Origin of the sequence: Pseudoalteromonas sp. Angola-30 (genome assembly GCF_028599215.1) — a bacterium.
GTDB classification, from domain to species: domain Bacteria; phylum Pseudomonadota; class Gammaproteobacteria; order Enterobacterales; family Alteromonadaceae; genus Pseudoalteromonas; species Pseudoalteromonas atlantica.
The window spans coordinates 196,860-222,766 of the sequence record NZ_JAQREI010000005.1; the positions used below are offsets into that span (position 1 = coordinate 196,860).

A 25,907-nucleotide genomic window follows, 5' to 3' on the forward strand; every position below is an offset into this window, starting at 1 on the left:
ACGGCTCTTAGTTAAATACCTAGTGGGGTAGTGTCTTCGCTATCAATTACGCCATCGTTATCGGCGTCTTGGTCGGCAATTAATCCAGCTAAGGCTATATCTTCATCGCTGGTGTTAGGTAAAAAGAAGTTAGGTAAGCCGTCGTGGTCAGTATCTACGCTGGCAATAGCTATGCCTTTAAAGTCATCACGAGAGGCGACTAAGTTGGTCATGCCTATGTAAAGCTCAAGCTGATCGGCTTCGCCATTAACGCCATTATTTATTAAGCTTTGTGCTTTAGTGGTATCGTTAATTAGCGTAAAACTGTTTACTAAATCTTCCATGTTGTCGGCAATAATTGTATCGGCAAAGTTTAAAATAAGAGGCTCAAGCGTATTTAAAAGCGTGCTAGCTTGTGTTTTTGCATTGCTATAGTTTGCTGAAAAATCGCTAATATTCGCCGCGTTAGTGCCCATACTTGAAAGCATAGAATAACGTTCAAATTCACCTGTTTGAGCTTCTTCTAAGCCAATTACTTCGGCTTTAACAGCGGCTAAAATAGTTTCTAGCTGATCGCTTGTTAATGCATTTAGCTCAGGGGTTATTTCAGTAATAGCATCATTTAAAGTGGTACTTGCCAGTGATGTTTGGTTTGCATTAACTAAGTAACCTAAGGTTTCTAAGCGGGCTTCAAACCTGTCTTCGGTATCTTCATCTAGGGCAATGTAGCTAAGTAGTTGATTGTGTACACCAGCTACTTGCTCCGATAAGCCGCCTTTAATAAGCGATACTATTACTTGATTATGAGCTGTAATTGATGAGGTATTACTTAGCGTACGTATATCGCCTGCATTGAGCGTATTAAGCATGGTTAAGCATTTATTAGCGGCATTTGCTGTACCGCCACCGACTTGGGCAGTTAAATCAACTAACAATTTACAGCCCTTGGAACCGGTTAAAAGCGTGGTTGAGGATTCTTTGCTTATGTAGTCATCCGAGGCTATAAAGTCGCCAGCATAGGTAAATACTTGCTGTGCTAGGTCGTTTCTGCCGGCTTCACTTAAAATTAGGCCTGTGCCAGGGACGTTATCAAGCGATGTTAGCGCTCTAAAAAATTCGTTGTAATCACCATTTTCTGTAAAAAAGCTGCGAGCTTGAGCTGCGGCACTCGTTATATCTTCACCACCAAGCAGGCGATTAGCTATATTAAAACCATACACTTGCTCTTGCGCGTTGTTTATATCGGTTTCGCTGTCTGATAGCGTTATTGCTGGGTTTTCGTCGCTTTGGTAAAGGCCTTCAATTAAGCCTGCTAAAAATTGAATAGGATAAGTATAGTTATCCAAAGTAGCGGCGCTATAAGGCGATGCAGAGTATGCGTAGTTACTATCAAAACCCGTTGAACCATACATGGCAAGTACTTGGTTAGTATAGTCTTTTGCCGCTTCAAATTCACCAGCTCTATAAAGGTATTGCGCAGCCCATGCACCATGTAGCGTTTTGTATTGCTCGTATGGTTGGCCTTCGTATTCGCCGCTACGTACTAGCCTGTAACCTGTTTTTACTGCAAGTTGCGCGTAGTTATTAGCAAGCAATTTGGCTTGCGTTAAATCGCTTTCATCTAGGCTTTGCGCATAGCTTTGTAGGGCGTCATCTATTGATAAGCGTACGCCATTTAAAAAGTAGCCATAGCTTGAGGTGTATTCGTCTTCGCGTACTTGCTCTGCGTATAATGAAATTGTATTTAACAAATTACTTGCTTGCGAAACTTGATCAGCAGCTAAATAGCTTTTTACTAAAGAATAAAGGGCTGATGCGTCTGATGAGGCAATGTTATCAAAGCCTTTATCAGCTAAGTATTGGTTGTAGGCCGCCACCGCTTGGTCACGGTAATCGTTTGCTTGTTCTGTTTGGCCTATTTCGTCTAGTGCTTGTGCCACATCTTTTAGTGCCGAAGAACGCGCTGTTTGCTCGTTTATAAGCGCTAAATAGTCGTTAGCAGTATCTAAAAATCCTGCACGTGCATAGGCCGCAGCTTGGGTTGCGTATACCTCATATCGAGAAAGTTCATCGGCAATATTTGCGCTCAACTCGTCGGCTTGTTTTAAGTGCGACAGACTAGAACTGTAATAATAATTAAGTTTATCTTCGTTAGTTACATAAGAAGGGCTTAGTGAAATAATTGCAGTTAACGGCTCGCTAATTAGGCCATCTGTGTAGCTAATTTCAAATTGCTCATCAATGCTGCTTAGAGATTGAGCCTCATAGGTAAATTCACCCGTGGTGCTATTTATGCTCATTACGCCATTACTCGGTGGTGTTATTAAGCTAATAGTTACGGTGTCGCCATCTAAGTCTTGTGTAGTAATAACCCCTTGAGTGGTGGTTGAAGAGGTAACAAATACATTAGTAGTTAGTACCTGCGGGGCATCATTAACATTTTCTACGCTAAAACGTATCACTACATTTGCCGTTAAGCTGCCATCGCTTGCGCTAATGGTTGCTGTGTCTTCTCCAAAATAATTACTAAATGGTGTGTAGGTAAATTCACCGTTTGCTTCAACTGCTATGATGCCATTGCTTGGTGCATTGGCAAGCGTATAGCTTAAGGCGTCATCGTCGGTGGCTGTTACTTGGCCTAAAAAAGTGGTGTCTTCGTTTACAGTAAAACTTAAATTAGGTTGAGAAAACTGTGGAGCAGCATTACCAGAGCCCCCGCCACAACCTGCCAACGCAAGCGCGCATAATATTGGGGTAAATTTAATTAGCTTGTTCATTATTGTTAATATTAAAAGTTAATGATGTTGCGAATGATAACGCATATCAATTAGATTTTAAAGTGTGTAAAGTATTTGTCATATTAATAGTGAGTATCCACAAAGTACTTATAAGGCAGCTAAAACACAAAACCCTGCTATTAACAGGGCTTTATTGTGAGTAAAAATGAGATTAGTAAAGAGGAGGATGGTTGTTAGTTTAAGTCGCTAATAATAAGCAGCGGAAAGTTTTTAACTGAACGAGGTTGCCAATTATTATAGCTAATATTGCTAATTCCAAAATAGTTAAGCACCTTAGGTGAGTACGTCCAGCCACGTGCACGTTGCTTTATGGCGGCGCTGCGTAAACCGGGTTTTAGCCCTACTGTGAGTAGGTCGTGATTTACATTTAGCTTTGTGTAAAAGGCTTTTTCGCGCAAGCTTGCTTTAGCAATTACCTCATCGTAATGGGCGCGTAATGTCTGCCACTTTTGGCTTTTTTGTGGCTCTTTTAAGTGCTTTACCATGGCATCAATATCACTATCTAACCACTTAGCTGAGGCTGCATCCCCATGCCAGCCAATAATTGTATTGGGCTCAATTGTAGTAGGGTGGCCAGCAAGCAACACATAATTTGCACACGACGAAAAGCAAAACTGCTTTATGTTTACCGTTAGCTTATGCGCCAAAATTAATTCGGCTAAGTCCATCCCTAAATCTATGTTTCCGCCGCCGCTGGTAATCGTAAATGTATTAATTGTAGGGTTAGTTTTTAAAAGCTCAGCTGCCGTATTGTTATTTTGTTTGTTGATTTGGCCACTGTATATAATGGTTTTATCACTTAAGGTTACTTGAGCCTGCAATAACGTGGGGAGTATTAAAAAAAGGGTAAAAATTAATTTATGCATATGAGTTTTAAGTGAGTACTTTTGCCAAAGGCTACGTAATTTGGCTAAACGAGGCAAATACTAATTTGTCTAAAGTAAGTTAACCCCTTTTAACCCATCCTTAACCCTTGCCCTAATAAACTGTGTGTAATGATGTAAATTAGGCACAGTTAAATGGTTTATTTTAAAAAGCGCTCAACGGTTTTATTGCTTGCACTTAGCTGCACGCTTGCTGCGTGTAGTAGCCAGCCAAGCTATACAGGTAATAGCACCGAGCAATCGCTAAAGCAGCATGCAAATTGGCAATACACACAAGATGATGCAACCGAGGTAAGTTATATCACCGATTTAGTGAATATAGCGGGGCTTGATTCGCTTATTAACCAAGCCGTTGCAAATAATCCTTCATTTAACCAGGTGCATGTGGCGCTAAAACTTGCTTATGCGCAGCGCGATGTTACCGCAGCAAGCCAGTGGTTTAGTGTAGATGCCGATTTTGACGCTCAGCGCAACGAAACAACTGGCACACAGTACAGCTCATCACTAGGGGTTAGCTGGGAGGCCGACGTATGGCAAAAAATTGCTGATAACGTAGCCGCGCAAGACATGACCATAGCCAGTAATCTGGCCACTTACCAAGGCGCTAAAGACACCTTAGTAGCCAGCGTGATGCGCACGTATTTAAACATTATTTTGCAGCAAGATTTACTTAACATTGAGCAGCAGCGCTTAACGGTTTTAGAAAATAACGAGCAAAGCATTGTTGAGCGTTACCAATACGGCTTAGGTGATTTAGAAGCCCTTGATACCGCGCGTTCAAATACCGCTTCTACCCGAGCCACTATTGCCGATTACCAAGAGCAAATAGCACAAGCTAAACGCGCTTTAGTATTATTAGTGGGTGTAGATAAACTTGAAAACTTACCTACTACCTCTGTTTTACCTGAGGTTATTGAGCCGCTAAGCGCGCTACCAGAGCAAGATTTAGCGCGTCGCCCCGATTTACAAAGTGCCTATTACAATATTCAATCTAAACGTTATTTAGTGGATGTAGCTTACAAAGATTTACTGCCAAGCATTACGCTTTCGGCATCGCTTAGCGATTTAGCAACTACACCCAGCCAAGCATTATTAACCAACCCAGTATGGAACTTACTAGGCAGTTTAAGTGCGCCGTTGTTTCAAGGCGGGGCACTTCGTGCACAAGTTGATATTGCAAAATTAAATGCCGAACAGGCGTTTTGGGAATACCAAGACACGCTACTTAGCGCCGTAAACGAAGTAGAAAACGCACTAGGCCAAGAGCAATCATTAACACAGCAGCAGCTACAAATTAGTAAAGCACTTGCCAGTGCTAAGCGCAGTTATAGCAACTACCAAAGCAAATACCAGCAAGGTTTGGTTGATATTTTAGACTTACTAACCGTGCAGCAGCAGGTGTACGACCTACAAGCTCAGCTTAGCCAAATAAATTACACCCTTTTAACTAACCGTATAGATTTAGGCCTTGCCTTGGGCCTTGGAGTATCGTCATGAAAATTTCGCCAGTACCTGTTGTTGTAACTCTTGTTGCCATTGTTTGTATAGGGCTTGCTATTTCATATAACGGCCAAAAAATGGCGCAGCAAGCAAATGGCCCAAAGCCAGAGCCGGCTAAATCTGTGGCACCCAATGTATCGGTTATTAACGCTGTGCCAAGTACGTATCAAGCCTATGTTAGTGGCCACGGTGAGGCTAAAGCGCACTGGGCGCTTAGCTTAAAAGCACAAGTTAAGGGCGAAATAACGAATATGAGCGAGCAATTTGCTACCGGTAATGTAGTTAAAAAGGGCCAAGTGCTTGCACAAATAGATAACACCGAATACTTACAAGCAGTTGCGAGCGCTAAAGCCACATTAGCAGATGCCAAACTTGCCCTACAAGAAGAGCAAGACTTAGGAAACCAAGCAAAGCGCGAATGGCAGCGCTCGGGTGTAACACAAGCGCCAAGCTCACCTTTAGTATTTAGAACGCTACAGCTAGAAGCCGCCCAAGCAACGGCCGATAACGCCCAATACGCACTACAAACTGCGCAGCGTGATGAAAAAAACACCCATATAAGTGCGCCGTTTGATGCTGTTATTTTATCGCGCGATGTAGATTTAGGCACTTACGTAAGCATCGGCGATACACTTGCTACATTAAACAGCACCGACAAAGTAGAAATTAGCGTACCGCTTTCATTAAGCCAATGGCAAAACCTGGCAAGCGATAAGTCGGGCGAGGTTATTTTAAGTGATGTAACAACACAGAATCAGTGGCAAGGTTACATTGCTCGTTTTGAGCAGCATCTTGACGATAGCTCTCGCCAGCGCAGTGTAGTGGTTGCGCTAGACAAACCTTTTGAGCAAGCTACACCATTGTTACCAGGTACATTTTTAGCGGTACAAATTGCCGGTAAAGCGCTTAACAACGTAATTAAATTACCCGCCTCAGCAGTATCGCAAGAAGGCTTAATTTGGTACGTAAACGATCAAAACACGTTAATGAGCATTCAAGCGCAAAAACTATTTGAGCGCGGTGATTACGTTTATATCTCTCCTATTGAAGGGCACACTAATTTACGTGTGGTGGCTCGCCCACTCGTAAGCTACTTAAACGATATGTTAGTAAACCCAATTGTTGAGGAGATGCCATAATGAGCCCGCATCAAGCACCGCAATTACCTAATAATACTAACCCTTTGCACGGCATTATTAGCTGGTTTGCTAACAACTCAGTGGCCGCCAATTTATTACTCATTAGCGTAATAGTAATGGGCATAATGTCGCTTTCTACTTTGCGTAAAGAGGCGTTTCCAAGCCTTGAGCCAGATACTATTTCGGTATCGGTGGTTTACGACAGTGGCGATGCCTTACAAGCAGAAGAAGGCATCGCCCTAAAAGTAGAAGAAGCCCTTGAAACCGTACCGGGTATTAAGCGCATTACCTCTACATCCGATGCCAGCGGCAGTCATGTAAGCATTGAGAAAAAAACCGATTACTCGCTTGATGAGCTACTCACCGATGTTAAAAACCAAGTTGATGCCATAAATAACTTTCCGGCAGATGCCGAAGAACCGGTGATCGACAAAGCGCGCAGGCAAGATCACGCATTAACCTTACAATTATTTGGTGATGCCGACCGCCATACGTTGCAAAACCTAGGTGAAAAACTAAAAGCAGATTTATTAGCTAAATCGGGCATTAGCGATGTAGAGCAATCGGGCGTGCTTGACCCTATGATGTCGGTAGAAATCGACGAAGGCAAACTACAAGCCTACGGTTTAACTATTAGCGATGTAAGTGAGGTGATTAACAACGAATCATCGAGCCCGCTTTCTACTAGCTTGCGCGATAGCAATAAAATTATGCGCCTAAAAGCGGCAGACCAAGCTTACTGGCAGCGCGACTTTGCCAATATTGTGTTATTTACAACGCAATCAGGCACACAAATTAAATTAGGTGATGTAGCAACCGTTACCGACACATTCGCAGAAGATACCAACTCACTAAGTCGTTATAACCAACAAAATGCCGTAGGCATTGAAATTTTAATGGATGAAAATAGCGATATAACCACCATAGTTGAGCAAGCACAAAGCGTAATTGATACATGGCACGAGCGCGGCTTATTACCGCAAAATGTAGAGCTTGAAAGCTGGCACGACAAAAGCACCATGATCACCGAGCGCCTATCGCTGCTTACTAAAAATGCCGTAACCGGTATTATTATGGTGTTTGTTATTTTAGCGATATTTTTAAATGTACGCGTTGCGCTATGGGTTGCAGGTGGCTTGCCATTTGTATTTTTTGGCACACTGTACTTTATGACCGACAGCTACACCGCGCTGACCATAAATGAAATGACCACCTTTGGTTTTATTATGGCGTTGGGGATCGTGGTCGACGATGCCGTGGTTGTGGGGGAGAGTATTTACACCACTCGCAAAAAACACGGCGACACCCTTAATAACACGATTTTAGGCACCATGAAGGTGGCTGTACCCACCATATTTGGGGTATTAACCACGGTAGCGGCGTTTGTTGCGCTTTCGAATGTATCTGGCAACTTAGGTAAAATTTACTCACAGTTTGCGACCGTAGTGACGATTTGTTTACTGCTTTCGGTTGTTGAATCAAAACTTATTTTACCGTCGCATTTAGCCCACGTAAGCACTAAACGCCAGTTAAAGTCGGGTCTTAGTGGCTTGTGGTCAAAGGTGCAGCACGGCGCCGACAGCGGTCTAACTTGGTTTAGCGATAAAGTGTACCGCCGCGTTATTGAATACTCGTTACGATTTAGATACGCCATTGTTGCTGCATTTGTGGCCTTTTTTATTCTGGTTGTTGGTATGCCTATGACCGGTGCAGTAAAAGTAGGTTTTTTCCCAAGTATTGCCGGCGATACCGTAACCGCTGAGCTTGTTATGCAAAACGATGCAGCGTATGGGCAAACTAATAAAAACTTGTTAGCGCTTGAGCAAAGTGCACTACAAGCCCAGCAAAATTTAATGGATAAGTTTGACTCGCAAGAGAGCGAAATAACGAGCTTACAATTAGTGAGCAGTAGCGATACTAGCGGTACGGTAAGTGTTGAGCTATTAAACGAGGGCGACTTTACTGCAAGCGAATTTGCACAAGAATGGCAGCGCCTTGCCGGTATGCCAGAGGGCAGTAAAAAGCTACAAGTATTGGCTACACGTAAAATGGTCGATAACTTTAAAGTGGAGCTAAAAGCCTGGGATGACGAAACCGTAATGGCCGCAGGCGCACTGTTTAAAGAGCGCTTACAAAATACTGCTGGTGTTAATGGCATAGATGATAATTTAAACCCAGGTCAGCCACAGCTTAAATTTACCTTGAATGCACAAGGGCGCGCTTTAGGTATGGATACGGCGAGCCTATCAGAGCAGGTTTTACAAGCTTTTGGTGGAGCAATTGTACAGCGTTACCAGCGCGATAAAGACGAAGTAAAAGTACGTGTGCGTTACCCAGAAAACGCCCGTAAAACGCCAGCCGATATTATGCAATCGCGTATTAGGTTACCCGATGGCACCGTAGTACCTTTGGTTAACGTAGCCAATATAAGTAGCGAATATCAGCAAGATGAAATAACCCGCATTGATGGCCTACGTGCAATTTACTTAAGCGCACAAGTAGATAAAAACATTGTGGCATCTAACGAATTAGTTGCTAACTTAAGCCGCGATTTAGTACCTGAGCTTAACGCGCAATTTCCTAACTTAAGTATTCACTTTGCCGGAGAAGCCGAAGAGCAAGACGAAACAACAGGCTCAATGGCCACTATGTTTATAGCCGCGTTATTAGTTATTTACGTATTGCTGGCGATTCCGCTTAAATCGTACATTCAACCTATGTTGATTATGGTGGCGATTCCCTTTGGTATTGTGGGGGCTATTTTAGGCCATTGGTGGAACGACTTAACCATCAGCATACTTTCTTTAAATGGAATTTTGGCGCTCAGTGGGGTGGTTGTAAACGACAGCCTATTATTGGTATCGCGCTTTAACGAGCTGGTAAAAGATGAAGGCATGAGCACGCACGATGCCATTGTAGAGTCGTGTACAAGCCGCCTGCGCGCGGTAATGCTTACCTCAATTACCACCTATGCGGGCTTAGTGCCGTTATTAAGCGAAACCTCAATGCAGGCACAGTTTTTAATCCCTGCTGCGGCATCACTTGGTTATGGTATTTTGTTTGCCACGGTTATTACATTAATCCTTATTCCGGCATTATTAATGATTCAAATAGACATTAAGCGCTTACTTGCCAATGTGTTAGACTTTTTAAGTGGTAAACGCACCGAAGGAGCTGCCTCTTAATGATAAACGTACTACTGGTTGAAGACGACATAGACCTGGCAACAACAATTGTTGATTACCTTGATATAGAAGACATTGAGTGTGACCATGCAAGCAACGGCGTTTTGGGCTTAAATTTACTGCAAGTTAATGATTATCAAATGATTATTTTAGATGTAAACATGCCCAAAATGGACGGCTTAACAATGTGCAAAACATTGCGTGAACAAGGTAAAGATATTCCGGTATTAATGTTGACCGCACGCGATAGCCTCGATAATAAACTTGAGGGCTTTGCCGCCGGTAGCGACGACTATTTAGTAAAACCCTTCGCCATGAAAGAGCTAGTAGCGCGGGTACAAGTGCTGGCAAAGCGCAAAAGTGGTGAGGCAAAACGCCTCACTTTAGCTAATTTAAATTTAGATTTAGCAAAGCGCAGTGCCGATGTAGAGGGGCAAACATTAAAGTTATCGCCCATTGCATTTAAATTGCTAGAAACCTTAGTACGCCATGCGCCGCAGCCTGTTACGCGCAGTAGCATTATGCAAGCTATATGGGGCGAAGAGCAGCCCGACAGCAACAGTTTAAAAGTGCATGTGCATCATTTACGTAAGCAATTAGAAGCCACCACACACCAAGTTACACTTGAAACCATTCCTAGTGTGGGCTTTGCAATAACAGCAAATGAAGGGCAACCACAATGAAAATAAGGCCTAGTTTAAGGCTCTACTTTTTTGCCAGTATGGTGGTGCTTAGCTCTGCTATGGCCATTGGCTTTTCGTTTTTAAGTGTAAATTACTTTATTGATGGGCTAGATAAAGGCTTAAACGGAGTTATGTTAAAGCTTTCGCAAACCACAGAAGTAAAGCCTGGGGAAACAAAAGAGCTGGTGGGTTTTAATATAGCAAGTCGCTGGGAAGACATGCCTGCGTCAATTCAGCAGCGTTTTAAAAAACCAACAGAGGTGGGGCTTTTACATAAAACAAAAGACAGGCCATCGATGTTTTCTATGCCGCAAAATTTATTTTTTGTGGTGTATTATCCAAACCCCGAAGGCGAGCCGCGTTATATATCGCGCATTATGCTCGAAAAAGACAAACCAAAATTGCTCGCTAATATAGAGCCCGAACAACGCATGCTATGGATTGCCATTACAGGCATTGCTGCCATTGTATTATTTGCGTTTTTTTTGTTTATGGTAATGAAAAAAATAGCCAAGCCAGTGGAGTCGTTAAGGGGTTGGGCTAAATCGTTAAACCAAACAAATCTGCAGCAAACACCGCCCGATTTTACATATAACGAACTAAACACTTTAGCCACATTAATACGCAGCAGCTTACTTTCGGCAAATGAAAGCGTAGAGCGTGAACAGCGCTTTTTAAGCTATGCCAGCCACGAGCTGCGTACGCCAATTTCGGTTATTCGCAGTAACGTTGAGTTACTCAATCGGCTGAGCGAAAAAGCCCCGTTAAGTGATAAACAACAGCTTACACTTGAGCGTATAGAGCGCGCCGGTTTAACCATGAGCGATTTAACCGATACGTTATTATGGCTAAGCCGCAACGAAGATCAGCAAAGTAGTCCAGAACCTGTAAACCTTAGTGATAAAATAACGACCCTGAGTAATGAGCTTAACTACTTGCTTAATGCTAAGCACGTTGAGGTGGTTTTAAACACCCAGCAAGAGAGCGTTATTACCACCGATGCTACTGCGTGCCACATAGTACTGACTAATTTAATTCGTAATGCCTACCAACATACCCAATTTGGCCAAGTACATATTACGCAGCAAGGCAGTAAAGTGACTATTGTTAATTGTAGTAAGCAAGACGATGCCCCTAAAGCGAGCTCGCCTTCAGCAAAACACGCCAGCATAGGGTACGGACTAGGCTTGCAATTAAGCGAAAAAATAATTAAACGCCACGGCTGGGTTTACGATGTAAACGACATGCCAGGGCGCTATGAAGTGGTGGTTGATTTTAGTTAGTTATTAGGTTAATTAGGTTTAAAAGTCTATTAAAAAAGCGGCTTAACGTAGTAAACGTTAAGCCGCTTTTTTGTGATTGCTGATAGGATAATACTTGTAAATGATTATTCGGGGGCAGCTTGCTTGGTTTTTCTAAACATAAACTCAAGGGGAATGTGTAAGCGTTTTGCCCACGCGTTTTCGGTGTGATCTTCCCCCGGGAAATACTGGCTTTGCCATAGCTTTGCTGGGTATTGTTGCGCCATAAATAAATCATCAATTTGCGCTTGTAGCCTAGGATACATGGCATCTAAAGTGCTGTCGCCATAATCAAAATACACTTTTTGGTTACTCAGCTTTTCGATGTTGTTGGCAATGTAATTTTTAAACTCGGCAAATACTTCGTCGTCGTGGCTAAAAATACCTGGCCAGTGGGTCGACATACAAATAGCGCCTGCAAATTCGTTAGGATAATTAAGTAGTGTATACCACGATATAAGCCCACCCATGCTAGAGCCACCAATATAGCGATGCTGCGCGCCTTTATTTACGTTGTAGTTAGACTCTATATAAGGAATAACTTCTTTAACTAAAAAGCGTGAGTAGTTGTCTGAGTACACCTTAGAGGCAAATAATTTGTGGCCTGGGTATTTTTCTAACTGGTATAGGGCATTTTGCTTTTGTTTGCTCAAGGCCTCAAACGGTTGTTGTGGGTAGTATTCGCTGTGGCGGTTTTCAACGGCGTTTGGAATGCCTACCACAATAAATGGGCGTACTTTGCCTTGCTCTATTAATGAGCCGGCTACTTCATCTACGCGCCATTCTTGTTTGTTCCATGTGCTATTGGCGTCAAACAGCATGCGGCCATCGTGCATGTAAAGTACATCGTAGGTGGTGTTTTTGTTGTAACCTGGCGGTAGCCATACATTTAAAAAACGGTTTTTTACAAACTGTGATTCTATATTGTCGATCACCTCAATGTGGCCCTTGCTTACTTGCACTGTGGGCGTATTTGCATAGCTGGTATGCACTACAAATATTGATAAGCTAAACAGTAAAGCAACTAATTTCATGGTGGCGCCTTAGCATACAAAAAGTGCACTATCACAAGCTTGCGTTGTTAATTCAATGTGAATACGTATGCACTTGTATTTAAGCTATAAATGCATACACATACAATTTATAAATCGCTGCGCCAGCCCATGCCCGACTCTTCCATAAGGCGCTCGTATACGCCCTCAATATTAAGTGGCAGCCATGCTTTATATTGCTTTAAATCTGAAAATTCATCGAGCTTAACGTTTTGTTTTATTTGCTCTAGGCTTTGCCCTGCAAGTGCGCCTGCGGTTACTTGGCTGTAAAGCTTCTCTATATAGCGTAAGTAACGTGCTACATCGGCTTTATTACCCATATCGGCATGGCCGCCCACAAAGGTATTAAAGTCGTAATTTAATACCGCTTGGGTTGAATTAATCATACCTTGAATATCGTAGCTCCACAGTTTTTGCCATGGCATTCTGCCAATGACTATCCAGTCGACCACAAATAGTGTTTTTTGTTTTTCGAACAGCATACTTACTGAGCCTCGGCCATCGTTAGGGCCGTGGTAGTTAAGTTTTAAGGTTGAGCCGCCAAGGCTAAGTATTAGTTCATCATCAAAAGTAAGGTTAGGCATAACCGTTTTTATTTTCGTGTTTTTAATATCTTGCGCGGTAAGTTTGTGCGCAACAAAGGTTGTGTGCGGGCTTTTAAATACCTCTGCGCCGTAAATATGGTCGCTGTGATTATGGCTGTATACAACGTATTTAACGGGTACGTTATAGCGAGTTTTAATTTGCTCCTTTAACCAAGTGGCGGCTTTTTTATTAAGTGGGTCGGTAACTATTGCACCTTGTGGGGTGATTAAAAATACCGAGCGGTGTCTGTCGTCAATAAAGCGGTGGAGGCCATCGCCTAAATCTTCAATTTCGTAACTTTGCGCCATAAAACCTGTAAATAGTAGGCTGGTGGCAAGTAGTGTTTGTAATAAGCGAAGCATGCACAATCCTGTTTAATGTTCTAAGGGTCTGTTGACCTTTGCGGATTAAAATTTGTTCAAACTAGGGGCTATTTAATCGCGGCGCGAGGTTTGTAACCTAGTGGGCTAAGTAAAAGCCGAGCAAAGCTTCCGCGTCCTGCTCACGCCCTTTACCTACATCCATGTAGGCAACAAAGAGTAAATAGCCCCTAGGAAGAACCCTTTGGGCAGCGCCTGTTTGGCATTAATGCTACGTTATCGCCTATTTGTGGGGAACAACCACACTATATAGGCTCTGCCTTGCCTAAATACCAAACAGACAGCTGCAAATTTAACCTTAAAAGATCAACAGACCCTAGCATTAAGTAGGAAAGTGCTAATGAGTATAAAATTTCAGTCAAAGTAAAAGCCATTTTATTTTAAATATAAAATGGCTTTGTTAGGTTGGATTTAACGCAGGGTGAGCTGCTGGTTTATTTCTTCAAAAATACCGGCATCGTCTATGGTTGAAGGAATTTGTAGTTCGTCGCCATCGACCAGTTGACGTAAATTTTTGCGTAGTATTTTACCTGAACGAGTTTTTGGTAATCGCTCTACGCTTACTATCGTTTTAAGGCACGCTATAGCGCCTATTTGGTTGCGTACTGTTTGCACAAGCTCTTGCTCTACATCGGTAGGGGAGCCGGTAAAATCGTTTTTAAGTACGATCATGGCCATCGGTAATTGGCCTTTTAGTGTATCGGTAACCCCAAACACCGCGCACTCTGCAACGGCAGGGTGGGATGCGACTATTTCTTCCATTTCGCCAGTTGAAAGCCTATGGCCTGCTACGTTTATAACATCGTCTGTGCGGCCCATTATAAATAGGTAACCATCATCATCTATGTAACCACCATCGCCGGAAAGATAATACCCCGGGTACTGAGTTAAATAACCGGTTTTAAAGCGCGCTGTGTTTTGCCAAATGGTGGGTAAGCAACCTGGCGGCAGCGGCAATTTTATAGCCACCACGCCTTGCTCGTTTGGTGCGCATTGCCCGCCTTGCATATTCAATATTTGCACATCAAACCCAGGTGTTGGCACGGTAGAGCTACCTGGTTTTGTTACTAATTCTTCTATGCCTACGGGGTTACAGGCAATGGCCCAGCCGGTTTCTGTTTGCCACCAGTGATCGAGTATTGGCAGGTTGGTTTTTTCTTTTAGCCAGTTGTACGTTGGCGGGTCGAGCCGCTCTCCCGCTAAAAATAGTCGTTTTAAACTACTGGTGTTGTACTGCTTAAAGCCCTCTGCATTTGGGTCTTCTTTTTTGATGGCTCTAAACGCAGTGGGCGCTGTAAATAATGCATTTACTTGGTATTGCTCTACTACTCGCCAAAATGCACTGGCATCAGGTGTGCGAACTGGTTTGCCTTCAAATAATACTGTTGTACAGCGATAAATTAGCGGGGCATACACTATGTAGGAGTGCCCAACGACCCAGCCTATATCTGAGGCAGCCCAAAACACCTCGCCGGGCTGCATGCCGTAAACGGTTTCCATGCTGTAGTGCATAGCAACGCCATGGCCGCCGTTTTCACGTACTACGCCTTTAGGCGTGCCTGTGGTGCCTGAGGTATATAAAATATAAAGAGGATCACGCCCACTTACAGGTACTGGCTCTACTGCAGTGGCTGTTTGCATTGCCTCATCCCAGTTAATATCTCTTGAGGGGATAAGCGTGGCAGCTACTTGTTCGCGCTGGTAAATAACACAGTGATCTATTTTATGATTGGCAAGATCTATGGCGTGATCAATCAGCGGTTTATATTCTATTACGCTATCTACCTCTACACCGCACGAAGCGCTCAGTATGAGTTTAGGTTTTGCATCGTCTATACGTACGGCGAGTTCATGCGCTGCAAAACCACCAAATACCACAGAGTGTATAGCGCCTAATCGGGCGCAGGCCAGCATGCCTATTACAGCTTGGGGGATCATGGGCATATAAATAACAACGCGGTCGCCTTTACTAACGCCTAACGATTGCATTACACCGGCAAATTTAGCTACCTCTTGCTGTAGCTGGTAGTAGCTATACTTCTGCTGCGTATTGGTTACGGGGGAGTCGTAAATAAGCGCGGTTTGCTCGCCAAAACCGGCAATAACGTGTTGGTCGAGCGCTAAAAAACTGGTGTTTAGTTGGCCATCATCAAACCAATGGTAAAGGCCGTCAGTGTCTTGTGTGTAGGCGTGTTCAGGCTTTTTATACCAAGGTAAGCGCTTTGCTTGTTCAAGCCAAAATTGTGCTGGGTTTTGTTTAAAGCTTTCGTATTGTTGTTTATATGGGCCTAACATAGTGGGCTCCTAATACTAAATGTGTGTGAGAGACCTTACAAAAGGTAGGCTTTTTTTTAACCGATAGGTATTCGACTATGGTCGGCTAAAAGTTAAGCAACACTTTGGGTTTTAAAATACAAAATTGACAATACAAAGCGTGTGGCTCAGCATGGCGAGCAATTAAAATAAGAGAATACGCAATATGAGTAACGTAGTAAGAGTAGGGGTTGCGGTTATTATAATGCGCCAAAACACTATTTTATTAGGTGAGCGAATAGGGTCGCATGGTGCAAATACATGGGCAACGCCTGGTGGACATTTAGAATTTGGTGAAAGTGTTGAGCAGTGCGCAATACGCGAGGTATTTGAGGAAACAGGGCTAAATGTGAGTAAAATTACTAAGCTTGATTTTACTAACGATATTTTTAGTGCTGAGAATAAACACTACATTACTTTATATGTAAAAGCCGATTACGAGGGCGGCGAGCCTGTGCTAAACGAGCCAAATAAATGTATGCAGTGGCGCTGGTGCGACATTAATAATTTACCATCGCCACTGTTTACATCACTTAAAAACTACTTAACTACAACAACGCTTACGGCTTAGTTGATGGGCTTAATACTAATTTTTTAAAGCTCACTTGGGCGTAATCACCATTTTGTTTGTCGGTGGCCCAATCGCCAGTGCCTAAACAACCTGGGTACCAAATGCCTTTAGCGCTTTTAGTGCTACATTGGTTATAAGCACCCGCTTTAAAGTAATGCCAATCGGCAGCATAGCCATTAGGGTGATCTTTTTCATCTACCTTGCCATAGGCATCTACGTTATTGCCTAAGTTAATTGCGTAGTTAACGTCTTTTTTGCCTTGGGCGCTAAAGGTTAAGTACATCATGTTTTTATGCACGTTTACCGTGTAACTAAAGTCTTCGCCAAGCGCTATGCCCGCCACACCGGGATCGTCCGAGTTTTCCCAGGTATTACCCCACACAGGGTATGTAATGTCGGTTCGGTTAGGATCTTTTTTTGGTAAGTTACGTTCGTAATTCCAAAAAACAGATCCGGTTTTATGGCCAGGCCATTTTTTATAATAAATTTTAAGTGGTTCGTTACCCCAGCCAAAACCCAGTTTTGTATCTATTAAGGCTTGATCTTTACCTGCGTGAATTTGCCCTACCACCACAGAGTAAGCGGCTTTTTTATTAGGATCGTTAGCGCGAAGTGCAACATGATCCACCTTGAGGGTGGCTTCCATTTTTCCGCCTACCGAGCCAAAGCGCTCCGATAGCGGGTGTACAGCTAGGGCAAAGTTATTCTTTGAATTTTTAGTTTTTATTTTGGTATTGGTGCCGCGGATCATTTGTCTTAGTTCACTGCGGGTATTGGTTGAATTGGCACTGGTAAGCGCTTTGTTTGGCGAGGTAAATACCATATAACCTTGATCATCAAGGTAGAAAAAATCAGGGTGCGCGTAGGTTTGAATTTCTTCTACGTCTACGGTATCTATTTTTCCATCGTTATTGAGATCTACAGGTACGTTTATTTTCCATTGCGATAAATCAAATTTTGACGCAGGTACTGCGACATTACTATCAACAGGTGTACTTGTGCTGGCACAGCCCATAAATAGCAAAGGGGTAACAGCAGCCAGTGCTGTGAGTTTAAAGGTAGATGTTAGATTTTTCATTGTTGTCTCTGTGTGATGATATTAAAAATGAGCGATATTAACTTCGCTTAACTTTAATCTAACATACCAATTTAAAATATCAACATTACCAATTTTTTGTTTGTGTAGTTTTTGTAGTGCCTTTTTGGTTATACCAATGCGGTTTTTTGTTGTTGTTGTTTTTTGCGTTTTTTATTTAGGTGTTTGCGCTGCGCTTTTTTTACATGCTTAACTATCCACTTTGTCATAAGGGGCATAAGTTCTGGCGCAAAGTTATGGCCCATACCAGGGACTACTCTTAGCTTGGCTTTTTTTATAAGGCTTGCCGTTTTTTTGCCTGCACTTACGGGTATTACCACATCGTCGCTGCCGTGAATTACTAAAGTAGGCGTTTTAATTTTACGAATTAAATGTTGCCTATCTTTACTCGCGGCCATAGCAATAAGTTGGCGTTTGTAGCCACTTGGATTATGCGAGCGCTCTACAATTTGCGTTGCATGATGGCGAAGTGCGTCTTCTGATTGAGGGTAAGCGGGGCTGCCAATAAGTTGGTTAAGTTTAATGTTGTAGTTTATTGCCTCATCACGGCTGGATGTTTTGGGCTTTAATTTGGCAAGCTTTATAAATACGCCAATGCTTTTGGCACTCAGCCTTGGCAGGCTAGAGCTTGACATAATAGTGGTTAAACTTAGCACCTTTTTTTTATGTTGAGCTGCAATTAGCTGAGCAATCATACCGCCCATAGAAGCACCTACAAAATGCGCTTTTTTTATTTTAAGCGCCGCCATAAGCGCCAATACATCGTTTGCCATATCATCAAGTAAATAGGGGGTTTGCGTGCGTATGGGCAGGCGTTTACTTAACCACGATTTAAATAAACTCGGGCTAGGGTGGTGCTCTAAATGGGTAGAAAGGCCAGTGTCGCGGTTATCAAAGCGTATAACCCTAAAGCCTTTTTTTACTAAGGTGTAGTAAAGCGAGTCCGGCCACACGGTCATTTGTGCGCCTAAACCCATAATAAGTATAATTGCGGGGGCTTTTTTATCGCCTTCGTCTTGGTAACTGAGTTTTATACCCTGAGGTGTTTTAATTGTTCGCATAGCCAACTAGCAGTGTTTGCGTTGCTAAAATTATAGACCCTGTTTATTACAACTTGTTGGCAGTAGCCGGAAGCGGTAGTTGCCACTTGTTTAAAATAGCCTGATATTCGCCGTTTTCTTTTAGCGTGTTAAGTGCATGGCTAATAGCGCTTGCGGTGTGTTTATCTAGGGTTTTGTTGGCACTAAAATATAATTTTGAAGGGTAGTCGGTTAAATGAATTCGCTTAGTTATTAAATTGGGATTTAGGCCTGAGCGCTTTAGCTCGTTATTTAACGTAAGTGTGTTGGTTAGTACAAAGTCGATGCGTTTTTTATAAAGCATTTGCCACAGTTGCTGATAGTAGCTTACAAGAACTAGGTTTTTGTCTTCAGTAAAACCGGCGTTTTTTAAATAGGTGGCACTTGAATAGCCACGTATTGTGGCCACTTGGTAAAATTTTGCGTGATTAAGGTGGGTAACTTCATCAGTACGGTTTTTTAAGCTAACTAAATAAGCATCGGCAAAGTATGACTCACCTAGCCAGGTGTATTGCCTTGCTCTGATGGGGGTTTTTAAAAGAGACAACGCAATTGCATTTGGGTTGTTTTCAAGCATTGTAAAAATACGCGCCATAGGAATTATTTCAAACTTGGCGGATAGCTTTGTATGTTTAATGGTGGCTTTGGCTAAATCGACTAATGCGCCGTCGGGTTCGTTATTTTCATTTATAAAATGATAAGGCGGGAGATCTTCTGCTACAAAGGTAATGGTTTGTGCGTTGCACATGGCGCTATAAAGCATAAACACACAAATACTTAATACTACACGCACAAATATAACCCACATTTTTAATTATTATGCGCTCTAGTTTAAAGAGTGTTGATTAAAAGGTATACCATAAATGTTTATTTAATGTGAATAACACTGCGGTTCATTTACGTTTTAAAAATTGTGTGGGTGTGCAATGGTGCCATCGTAAAAAAGCACGATTAAACGAGCTCTGATCTTTAAAGCCTAACAGGTTAGCTAGTTCGCTAAGTGGGAGCGTACCAATTAACGTGCGGGAGCGGCTTTTTCTTTCTTGTTCGAGCAATTGCGCAAAGGTTACATGTTGTTTTTTTAAATGTCGCTGTAGCGTGCGCGGTGTTACGTTTAGTGCGCTTGCAACTGCAATAAGCTGGCAATTTTGTAATGTTGTTTTTGCAATAAGTAGCTGTTTAACTTTTTCTGTTAGGCACTGCTGACTTTTAAAACGCGATAGCTGCTGTTGTGAAAGCTGCTTAAATGTAGCATTTACAATGGCGTTGTCGGTTTTAAAGGCAAGGTTTAAATAACTGCTCGGAAAATTTATTTGGTTATGCGCTGCGCCGCTTATAACGGGGCATTTAAACCAGGCCTCTAACTGTTGTGTGTGCCTTTTAGGCCAATTATGTATAAAGCTGATACTGCTTGGGCAAAGCGATGCGTTTATTAATTGGCGAATAACGCTTACCCACGCAGTCATGTTTCGTAATACTACTTGTTCATTACAATGAGGATGAGCATGCCAGCGCACCGTAGCGGTGTCTGCAGTTTGCAAAAACTGCGCTTTACCAATATCTGCCACTAAGCTGTCGTAATTTAACAGTGCCTTTATAGCGCTACTTAGGGTATCGCTCGATTCTATTAAATAGCCCAATATACCGTAATCTGCGGGACGAATGTGCATACCTAAAGTAAAACCAAACAGCGGATCGTTTAGCGCTTTTTGGCCATACACAAGCAGCGCATTGTAACTTTGTAAACTAATACGGGGTGCTAATTGCTGACTATGCTGGCGACTAAATTCAGTAAACCCGATTGCCTTAAGAGCCGTATTAGAATCAATCCCTTGGGTTTGCAAGTAATCTAAAATGCTCGAAAAGTAATGATCAGCCAGTGTATGCATTTGTCGTCTAAAGCTAAAAAATGGTCGTGTATGAGCAAGCTTGCCATGTTCAATTTTTATATGCTAGTTACATGAGTAATTATCTTCGCTGTAAACAATGATCTTTATATCAATAAAACAAACGCTTAATGCAGATCCTTTGCAAATAATAATCATCTTGTTGGATCATCAGCAGTTAGATCGTTTTTTTAATGCCAAGTTTGAGCTAATAAAAACAGCAAATAGCGGTGAGCTAAAAGGTGGTAAAGGCGCTATTAGGCAAGTGAAAATGGCAAATGCCACGTTTAATGAGCGTATAATAATGGCTAACCCCAGCCACATTTGCTACCAAATAGTAGGCAATAAGCCTGTGGCACACCATCAAGGTGATATTTATTTAGTTGCTAATAAAGGCGCTAAAAGTATCACTACTGAGCTTAATTATTGTATACGCTGCAAAGCGCCGTGGTGGCTGCCAAATGCTTTGCTAAAACACCTAATTAGTAAAGATATAACCCAGGCATTAAATAAACTGCAGCATTACTTTATGGCGGGCAAAGTATGAACTCAGAAATTATTTTACTTGCCCTAAGCCCTGTTTTTTTAGTGTTTGTATGCTTTGAATTTGTAAAATTTAAGCGCTATTACAATATAAAAGACAGCCTAGCAAACACCGTTTTAGCCTTGTTGCACCAAGGCGCAGATGCAATGGCACTGCTGCTACTTATGCCATTTTTTTACATGCTTTACGAGTACCGCTTATTTGATATAAAGCTAAGTGTATTAAGCGTTGCTTTTGCATTTTTACTGCAAGATTTTTTGTACTATTGGTTTCATCGTGCGTCGCATCATATTCATTGGTTGTGGGCTGCGCATGTGGTTCACCACAGCTCCACTAAAATGAATTTTACCACTGCGTTTAGGCAAAGCATAATGTACCCAGTAGCCGGCATGTGGGTATTTTGGCTACCTATGATACTGCTAGGGTTTGACCCTTTAACCGTATTTAGCGTAGTGGCACTTAATTTGGCATATCAATTTTTTGTGCACACGCAAATAGTGGCTAAATTAGGCTGGTTTGAAAGCGTATTTAATACGCCATCGCACCACAGGGTTCATCATGCAATTAATAAACGCTACCTTGATAAAAACTTTGCCGGTGTGCTTATTATTTGGGATAAATTATTTGGCACATTTGTAGAAGAAGACAAAAATCAGCCCTGTAAATACGGCATAGTAGGGCAGCTAAATAGTAATAACCCACTAATAATAACGTTTCATCAGTGGGCTTATTTATTAAAAAGTACCTATACGGCGAAAGGATTAAAAGCTAAATGCAAAGTGCTATTTGGCTACCCAACCAGTAGTGTTAAAGTTAAAAACGAGTAATTTAGCCAAGTGGCTTTTTACTTCTTGGCGCTCCAAGTAAAATAAACATGTGGCAAATACAAATAGATAAAAACGCACTCACACCTAAGGCACCGCCATAACCATCAAGCTTTGGTACTAGGTATTCAAATAAAAACGAAAATAAAATAGATGAGCTGGCCACGGTATAAATACCAAATCGGTGTGGGGCGCTCATGCCTATAAATGTGCCGCCAAAAAACACGACTGAGTATAAGTCGGGGTTTAGGTTTAAAGCACTTAATAGTAAGTAAGCAATAATAGAAAGCGAGGCCGATGCACGTATGCCATCAAAACGATTATGTTTGGCTAAGTAAAACGTTAAAAACGCACCTAATAAGGCTATAAATGGGTATTCTAAATTCATAAAACCATTCCTTTGGCCAACATAAATAAAGCCACGCTGGCAAAGGCAACACTGCCAAGCTTACCGCCAAATCCGGTAAACATATTTATGGTAAGCACATATAAACTGGCGCCAATAACAGAAATTATGGCTATTTCCCAATAACTTGTAATTAAGTGTGTAGAGCACATGCCGGCAAAACTACCTGCGTAAATAGCCGCATAGGGATGGTTTTTAAACCGAGCAGGAAAAGGAATAAACGAGCCAATTAGCCCTGTAAGCGCCGCCGAAATAACTAAGGGCAATGCAAAAGTTGTGTGCATGGCAAAGCAGGCTACAAAGCCTAAAAAGAAGGTTATAAACTTTAAAAATAAGAATTTAATCATAGCAGCGCATTTTAAACTAATCCTTTTACGCTTTCTAACTATCTCTAATAAATAAAATGTGGGTGTTAGCGTTAAATGTTATTAAGGCTACTTTTTAAGCTGGATTGGTATTAACTATGCTTATTTGTGGCTGTTAATGTTTCATAAATTATATTTTATGTATAATAGGGGTTATTAATATACAAATTTAAAAGATTAAAGGTAATTTATGTCTAACTGTTTGCACTTGGCTATACCCGCTGGCGATTTAAAAGTAGCGAAAACGTTTTACTGTGATGTGCTTGGCTGTAAAACAGGGAACAGCGAAGAAGGGCGCTGGGTAGACATAGACTTTTGGGGTAATGAGCTCACATTACACCAAAGCGAAGAGCGCTTACCCACTGTTCGCCACGATGTAGATATGGGCGCAGTGGCGGTACCGCATTTTGGTATTCATTTATCTGAAGATGAATTTAACGGTTTAAAAAAACGTATAGAAGATGCGGGGCTTGAATACCTAGATAAACCGTATCGCCGTTTTGTTGGTGATGAGTTTGAACAAGAAACCTTTTTTATTGAAGATCCAAACGGCAACGTGCTTGAAATGAAAACTATGGTAAACCCTGAGGTTTTATTTAAAAAAGCGTAAGCAATATTTATTAAAGAATAGGCCACTTTTGTAGTGGCCTTTTTTGTACCTATAGATGAAAATAATTACACCGTATGAGTGATATTTATTCACTCTACAGTACGGAATTTTAAACGTAGACTAACGCGCAACTCTCATACTTTATAGTTATTTATGTTGCTGTTAAAACTCACCATTGCGCCATTACTTTTATTATTTATTCACTTTGCTCAAAAACGCTTTGGCAGTTTTGTGAGCGGTATTATTCCGGGCTTGCCTATTACATCGGGCCCTATTTCGTACTTTATTGCGCTTGAGCAAGGTAAGTTATTTGCGAGTAACTCGGCTGTGGCGTCGTTGTATGGCATGAGCGGTATAGGCTTATTTTGTTTTTGTTATGCTGCCATGCTTGCAAAATATGGGGTAGTTAAAGCGTTGTTTGCTGCATTAACACTATGGTGCGCTTTTAGTGCATTTACCTTGTTATTGCCGGTGAATATTGCCTTTGCATCGGTGCTCTCGCTCAGTACTTTATTGGTGCTTGCACTGGCATCGAGTAAGTTAAAATTTGCGCCCGATGCCAAACCTTTTACCGCTGCGTGGGAGCTGCCGCTAAAAATGTTATTGGTCAGCTGCTTTATTATGTTAGTTACGTTTATATCGGCAAAAATAGGGGCGATGTGGAGCGGGTTACTTTCTACTTTTCCGGTAATTTTGGCGGTTATGGGCAGTATTGCGCATGCAAGTGATAAAAAATACTCGGCGTATAAGGTGCTTAACGGCGGCATTATTGGCTCGTTAGGGGGCTGTGTGTTTTTTGCTGTGATTGCACTCGCGCTTAAGTTTGAATTTGTGATTTGGCAGGTATATGCAGCGGCTGCAGTGTGCTCAACTTTATTTACCATTATTATGAGCCACTATGTAAACCGTAAACAATTTGCCAAGGCGGCTACGGTTTAATAGCAATAAGCAGTATTGCTTAAATTTAGCCATCTACTAACGTGAGCGGTTTAACCTTTCGTTGTATTTTTTCGTGGTACATGGCGGTGTCGCCCGCTTTTAAAATTTCATCAATAGAGTGGGGCGGTTCACTAAATACGGTAGTACCCATACTGGCTTTAATGGCTATAGGGTCGTTGTTGTGATTTATTGTGAGCCTATTTAAGGCGGTTTTTAAATGATGAGTTTTAGGATTTACCTGCGCATTAGTATAAAAATGTGCAAGTACGACAAATTCATCACCGCCTAAGCGCCCTACAGCATCGCTGCTGCGAACACTGCTTTTTAAGCAACGGGCAACGTTGCATAAAGCGTCATCGCCTACAGCATGGCCGTAGCTATCGTTTATTTGTTTAAAGTCGTCTAAATCTATATACATCAAGCATAATACGCCGCCTTTTTTGGCGTGCATATTGATAAGCGCGGATGATTTTTTAGCCCAGCCCCTGCGGTTTAAAATACCACAAAGGGGGTCGTAGTCTGCTTCGGTTTCGGCGCGCTTTTGTGCAATTCGCATTCGGCTTATGCGCCTTGAAACCGCAACAGCTAATAAAAATGATTCAACCGCAAACGCTAACACAAACCCATAACGCTGCATAAACGGGCTTTGGTTAATAAGCAGCACCCTAAAAATCATACTTACTAATACAAAGCTAAGCGCTACAAATACGAGTGTTGCCTCGCGTACACCTTTGAGGGCTTGCATTGCTGCTAAAGTAAAAATAACAGCCACAATAAACAGCGAAGAATAAGCCATTATATGCCCTGCTATTGTCCAAAATAACAGGTCGGTAACGAGCATTTTAAGTACCGCGCATAGCATTACAGTACAGGCCAATGTTTTGAGCAGCTTAGTTAATTTAGGCCAGCGTTTATTAGTCTCGAGTAACGCAAGCATAAACCACGTGGCACTTAGTACGGTTAAGCCAATGCTAAGTAGGTATAAGTTAAAAATAACGCCAGATACATGCTGCGTTACAAATAAATACAGTTGCCCTTCTTGGAGTAAAATAAAGCTGCCAATACAAAAAATGTAAATGCTGTAGAGCTTAAATACACTTTCGTTAAGTCTATGTCCCATTATTAATACATAAAAAATAAGTGTAATGCACAACCCATAAAATGAGCCCATAATCAGCGAATGTTGCTGTGCTTTTTTAAAATAAATATGAGTTGGCTGCCATTTAAACCGCGGTGTGTAATTAAGCTTTGATTCTAATGTTATTGTGGCTGTAAAAGCCCTCGAGTCCATTAAGTAGGCTACTTGCCCTGCTTTTAAGGGCGCTTTTACAGTGTTGTTTTGCTGCCAAGTAAAGCTATCTAGCCCCGGGCGTAAAAAGCTTAGTACGCCACCATTTTTAACAGAGCAACTTATTTGATATTGATTAACACCGCGTTGAGCAGTGAGTTCAGAAGGAGTATTTACCTTTAGCACAGAGACAGGCGTGGATGAGTTTAAGTGCTTTATTTTACATGTATCGGCAGCATGAGAATCAAAAGTAATAAATAACGTGAGCAAAGTAATAAAAACAAAAAAGAGCGCCCCCTTATTTTTAGGTGGCAAAAACGTCAATCTATTACCTGTATAGCTCATAAGCGGATCCAATTTTTACTACTTTTTTTATACTAGCAGAGCCGGACTATTTAGCTATTAGTTTACTGTTTAATAACGCTTAAAAGTGCGCTATTAAATTAGCTCCTGAGGTGTTTATGCCCGCCAGGTACAAAATAGGCGCAGCTTAACTAAGT

22 protein-coding genes are annotated in these 25,907 nt (G+C 41.9%); 10 read left to right on the forward strand and 12 right to left on the reverse strand.

Features of this window, described 5'->3' with window-relative positions; translation table 11 throughout:
- Positions 1-11 precede the first annotated feature (11 nt).
- Positions 12-2,756 carry an Ig-like domain-containing protein gene (locus tag PSH54_RS09490; protein WP_273606012.1) on the reverse strand — a complete coding sequence of 915 codons (2,745 nt, stop codon included), beginning with the start codon at positions 2,754-2,756 and terminating at the stop codon, positions 12-14.
- A 194-nt stretch (positions 2,757-2,950) separates the two neighbouring features.
- Complete coding sequence (locus PSH54_RS09495) at positions 2,951-3,643, reverse strand: hypothetical protein (RefSeq protein ID WP_273606013.1); 693 nt, start codon at positions 3,641-3,643, stop codon at positions 2,951-2,953.
- A gap of 153 nt (positions 3,644-3,796) precedes the next feature.
- On the opposite strand from PSH54_RS09495, the gene PSH54_RS09500 reads away from it, so the two are divergent.
- From PSH54_RS09500 to PSH54_RS09520, 5 genes are read left to right on the forward strand one after another with little or no spacing between them, the layout of a single operon-like run.
- On the forward strand, positions 3,797-5,158 hold the full coding sequence (locus PSH54_RS09500) for a TolC family protein (RefSeq protein ID WP_273606014.1): 1,362 nt from the start codon (positions 3,797-3,799) through the stop codon (positions 5,156-5,158).
- On the forward strand, positions 5,155-6,300 hold the full coding sequence (locus PSH54_RS09505; RefSeq protein ID WP_248451231.1) for an efflux RND transporter periplasmic adaptor subunit: 1,146 nt from the start codon (positions 5,155-5,157) through the stop codon (positions 6,298-6,300). Before PSH54_RS09500 ends, PSH54_RS09505 begins: the two co-directional genes overlap by 4 nt.
- Positions 6,300-9,485, forward strand: a complete 3,186-nt coding sequence (locus tag PSH54_RS09510) for an efflux RND transporter permease subunit (protein WP_273606015.1) — start codon at positions 6,300-6,302, stop codon at positions 9,483-9,485. Before PSH54_RS09505 ends, PSH54_RS09510 begins: the two co-directional genes overlap by 1 nt.
- On the forward strand, positions 9,485-10,168 hold the full coding sequence (locus PSH54_RS09515; RefSeq protein ID WP_273606016.1) for a response regulator transcription factor: 684 nt from the start codon (positions 9,485-9,487) through the stop codon (positions 10,166-10,168). The genes PSH54_RS09510 and PSH54_RS09515 overlap by 1 nt, the downstream gene beginning before the upstream one ends.
- On the forward strand, positions 10,165-11,451 hold the full coding sequence (locus tag PSH54_RS09520; protein ID WP_029772932.1) for a sensor histidine kinase: 1,287 nt from the start codon (positions 10,165-10,167) through the stop codon (positions 11,449-11,451). Before PSH54_RS09515 ends, PSH54_RS09520 begins: the two co-directional genes overlap by 4 nt.
- A gap of 104 nt (positions 11,452-11,555) precedes the next feature.
- On the opposite strand, the gene PSH54_RS09525 is transcribed toward PSH54_RS09520, so the two are convergent.
- The 3 genes from PSH54_RS09525 to PSH54_RS09535 all read right to left on the reverse strand — a co-directional run bounded on the left by PSH54_RS09525 (position 11,556) and on the right by PSH54_RS09535 (position 15,781).
- The gene (locus PSH54_RS09525; RefSeq protein ID WP_273606017.1) at positions 11,556-12,503 is read right to left on the reverse strand and encodes an alpha/beta hydrolase; all 948 of its coding nucleotides are present in this window, start codon (positions 12,501-12,503) and stop codon (positions 11,556-11,558) included.
- Positions 12,504-12,610: 107 nt separating this feature from the next.
- Positions 12,611-13,468, reverse strand: a complete 858-nt coding sequence (locus PSH54_RS09530) for an MBL fold metallo-hydrolase (RefSeq protein ID WP_029772934.1) — start codon at positions 13,466-13,468, stop codon at positions 12,611-12,613.
- 429 nt (positions 13,469-13,897) lie between these two features.
- Positions 13,898-15,781 (reverse strand): AMP-binding protein, encoded by a 1,884-nt coding sequence (locus PSH54_RS09535; RefSeq protein ID WP_138611454.1) that lies wholly within the window; start codon positions 15,779-15,781, stop codon positions 13,898-13,900.
- Between the two features lie 184 nt (positions 15,782-15,965).
- Between PSH54_RS09535 and PSH54_RS09540 the strand changes: the two genes are divergently transcribed.
- Positions 15,966-16,370: a nucleotide triphosphate diphosphatase NUDT15 gene (locus tag PSH54_RS09540; protein WP_029772935.1), complete on the forward strand. Its 405-nt coding sequence runs from the start codon at positions 15,966-15,968 to the stop codon at positions 16,368-16,370.
- On the opposite strand, the gene PSH54_RS09545 is transcribed toward PSH54_RS09540, so the two are convergent.
- The 4 genes from PSH54_RS09545 to PSH54_RS09560 form a co-directional block, all read right to left on the reverse strand.
- On the reverse strand, positions 16,360-17,448 hold the full coding sequence (locus tag PSH54_RS09545) for a polysaccharide lyase family 7 protein (protein ID WP_029772936.1): 1,089 nt from the start codon (positions 17,446-17,448) through the stop codon (positions 16,360-16,362). The two genes, PSH54_RS09540 and PSH54_RS09545, sit on opposite strands and share 11 nt — an antisense overlap.
- Positions 17,449-17,576: 128 nt before the next feature.
- The gene (locus tag PSH54_RS09550) at positions 17,577-18,527 is read right to left on the reverse strand and encodes an alpha/beta fold hydrolase (RefSeq protein ID WP_273606018.1); all 951 of its coding nucleotides are present in this window, start codon (positions 18,525-18,527) and stop codon (positions 17,577-17,579) included.
- A gap of 46 nt (positions 18,528-18,573) precedes the next feature.
- A complete protein-coding gene (locus PSH54_RS09555; protein WP_273606032.1) occupies positions 18,574-19,344 on the reverse strand; it encodes a substrate-binding periplasmic protein in 771 nt (256 codons plus the stop codon).
- 94 nt (positions 19,345-19,438) lie between these two features.
- A complete protein-coding gene (locus tag PSH54_RS09560; RefSeq protein ID WP_273606019.1) occupies positions 19,439-20,434 on the reverse strand; it encodes an AraC family transcriptional regulator in 996 nt (331 codons plus the stop codon).
- 97 nt (positions 20,435-20,531) lie between these two features.
- On the opposite strand from PSH54_RS09560, the gene PSH54_RS09565 reads away from it, so the two are divergent.
- Both PSH54_RS09565 and PSH54_RS09570 read left to right on the forward strand, forming a co-directional pair.
- A complete protein-coding gene (locus PSH54_RS09565; RefSeq protein WP_273606020.1) occupies positions 20,532-20,978 on the forward strand; it encodes an SRPBCC family protein in 447 nt (148 codons plus the stop codon).
- Positions 20,975-21,802, forward strand: coding sequence for a sterol desaturase family protein (locus tag PSH54_RS09570; protein ID WP_273606021.1), 828 nt, complete (start codon positions 20,975-20,977; stop codon positions 21,800-21,802). The genes PSH54_RS09565 and PSH54_RS09570 overlap by 4 nt, the downstream gene beginning before the upstream one ends.
- A gap of 1 nt (position 21,803) precedes the next feature.
- On the opposite strand, the gene PSH54_RS09575 is transcribed toward PSH54_RS09570, so the two are convergent.
- Both PSH54_RS09575 and PSH54_RS09580 read right to left on the reverse strand, forming a co-directional pair.
- Positions 21,804-22,187 (reverse strand): hypothetical protein, encoded by a 384-nt coding sequence (locus PSH54_RS09575; RefSeq protein WP_004586056.1) that lies wholly within the window; start codon positions 22,185-22,187, stop codon positions 21,804-21,806.
- Positions 22,184-22,489, reverse strand: a complete 306-nt coding sequence (locus PSH54_RS09580; protein WP_036963831.1) for a hypothetical protein — start codon at positions 22,487-22,489, stop codon at positions 22,184-22,186. Before PSH54_RS09580 ends, PSH54_RS09575 begins: the two co-directional genes overlap by 4 nt.
- A 271-nt stretch (positions 22,490-22,760) precedes the next feature.
- Here PSH54_RS09580 and PSH54_RS09585 point away from each other — a divergent pair, with 271 nt between their 5' ends.
- Together PSH54_RS09585 and PSH54_RS09590 are read left to right on the forward strand one after the other, a co-directional pair.
- Positions 22,761-23,180 carry a VOC family protein gene (locus PSH54_RS09585; RefSeq protein WP_024033213.1) on the forward strand — a complete coding sequence of 140 codons (420 nt, stop codon included), beginning with the start codon at positions 22,761-22,763 and terminating at the stop codon, positions 23,178-23,180.
- 153 nt (positions 23,181-23,333) lie between these two features.
- Positions 23,334-24,119, forward strand: a complete 786-nt coding sequence (locus PSH54_RS09590; protein ID WP_273606022.1) for a hypothetical protein — start codon at positions 23,334-23,336, stop codon at positions 24,117-24,119.
- A gap of 25 nt (positions 24,120-24,144) precedes the next feature.
- Here PSH54_RS09590 and PSH54_RS09595 read toward each other — a convergent pair whose 3' ends face one another.
- Positions 24,145-25,752, reverse strand: a complete 1,608-nt coding sequence (locus PSH54_RS09595; protein ID WP_273606023.1) for a sensor domain-containing diguanylate cyclase — start codon at positions 25,750-25,752, stop codon at positions 24,145-24,147.
- Positions 25,753-25,907 lie beyond the last annotated feature (155 nt).

Coding starts and splice junctions, on each gene's coding strand:
- PSH54_RS09540 (WP_029772935.1), top strand. CDS start 15,966: ATGAGTAACGTAGTAAGAGTAGGGGTTGCGGTTATTATAATGCGCCAA.
- PSH54_RS09505 (WP_248451231.1), top strand. CDS start 5,155: ATGAAAATTTCGCCAGTACCTGTTGTTGTAACTCTTGTTGCCATTGTT.
- PSH54_RS09495 (WP_273606013.1), bottom strand. CDS start 3,643: ATGCATAAATTAATTTTTACCCTTTTTTTAATACTCCCCACGTTATTG.
- PSH54_RS09500 (WP_273606014.1), top strand. CDS start 3,797: ATGGTTTATTTTAAAAAGCGCTCAACGGTTTTATTGCTTGCACTTAGC.
- PSH54_RS09560 (WP_273606019.1), bottom strand. CDS start 20,434: ATGCATACACTGGCTGATCATTACTTTTCGAGCATTTTAGATTACTTG.
- PSH54_RS09525 (WP_273606017.1), bottom strand. CDS start 12,503: ATGAAATTAGTTGCTTTACTGTTTAGCTTATCAATATTTGTAGTGCAT.
- PSH54_RS09595 (WP_273606023.1), bottom strand. CDS start 25,752: ATGAGCTATACAGGTAATAGATTGACGTTTTTGCCACCTAAAAATAAG.
- PSH54_RS09585 (WP_024033213.1), top strand. CDS start 22,761: ATGTCTAACTGTTTGCACTTGGCTATACCCGCTGGCGATTTAAAAGTA.
- PSH54_RS09520 (WP_029772932.1), top strand. CDS start 10,165: ATGAAAATAAGGCCTAGTTTAAGGCTCTACTTTTTTGCCAGTATGGTG.
- PSH54_RS09530 (WP_029772934.1), bottom strand. CDS start 13,468: ATGCTTCGCTTATTACAAACACTACTTGCCACCAGCCTACTATTTACA.
- PSH54_RS09565 (WP_273606020.1), top strand. CDS start 20,532: ATGATCTTTATATCAATAAAACAAACGCTTAATGCAGATCCTTTGCAA.
- PSH54_RS09515 (WP_273606016.1), top strand. CDS start 9,485: ATGATAAACGTACTACTGGTTGAAGACGACATAGACCTGGCAACAACA.
- PSH54_RS09550 (WP_273606018.1), bottom strand. CDS start 18,527: ATGCGAACAATTAAAACACCTCAGGGTATAAAACTCAGTTACCAAGAC.
- PSH54_RS09545 (WP_029772936.1), bottom strand. CDS start 17,448: ATGAAAAATCTAACATCTACCTTTAAACTCACAGCACTGGCTGCTGTT.
- PSH54_RS09570 (WP_273606021.1), top strand. CDS start 20,975: ATGAACTCAGAAATTATTTTACTTGCCCTAAGCCCTGTTTTTTTAGTG.
- PSH54_RS09510 (WP_273606015.1), top strand. CDS start 6,300: ATGAGCCCGCATCAAGCACCGCAATTACCTAATAATACTAACCCTTTG.
- PSH54_RS09490 (WP_273606012.1), bottom strand. CDS start 2,756: ATGAACAAGCTAATTAAATTTACCCCAATATTATGCGCGCTTGCGTTG.
- PSH54_RS09580 (WP_036963831.1), bottom strand. CDS start 22,489: ATGCACACAACTTTTGCATTGCCCTTAGTTATTTCGGCGGCGCTTACA.
- PSH54_RS09575 (WP_004586056.1), bottom strand. CDS start 22,187: ATGAATTTAGAATACCCATTTATAGCCTTATTAGGTGCGTTTTTAACG.
- PSH54_RS09535 (WP_138611454.1), bottom strand. CDS start 15,781: ATGTTAGGCCCATATAAACAACAATACGAAAGCTTTAAACAAAACCCA.
- PSH54_RS09590 (WP_273606022.1), top strand. CDS start 23,334: ATGTTGCTGTTAAAACTCACCATTGCGCCATTACTTTTATTATTTATT.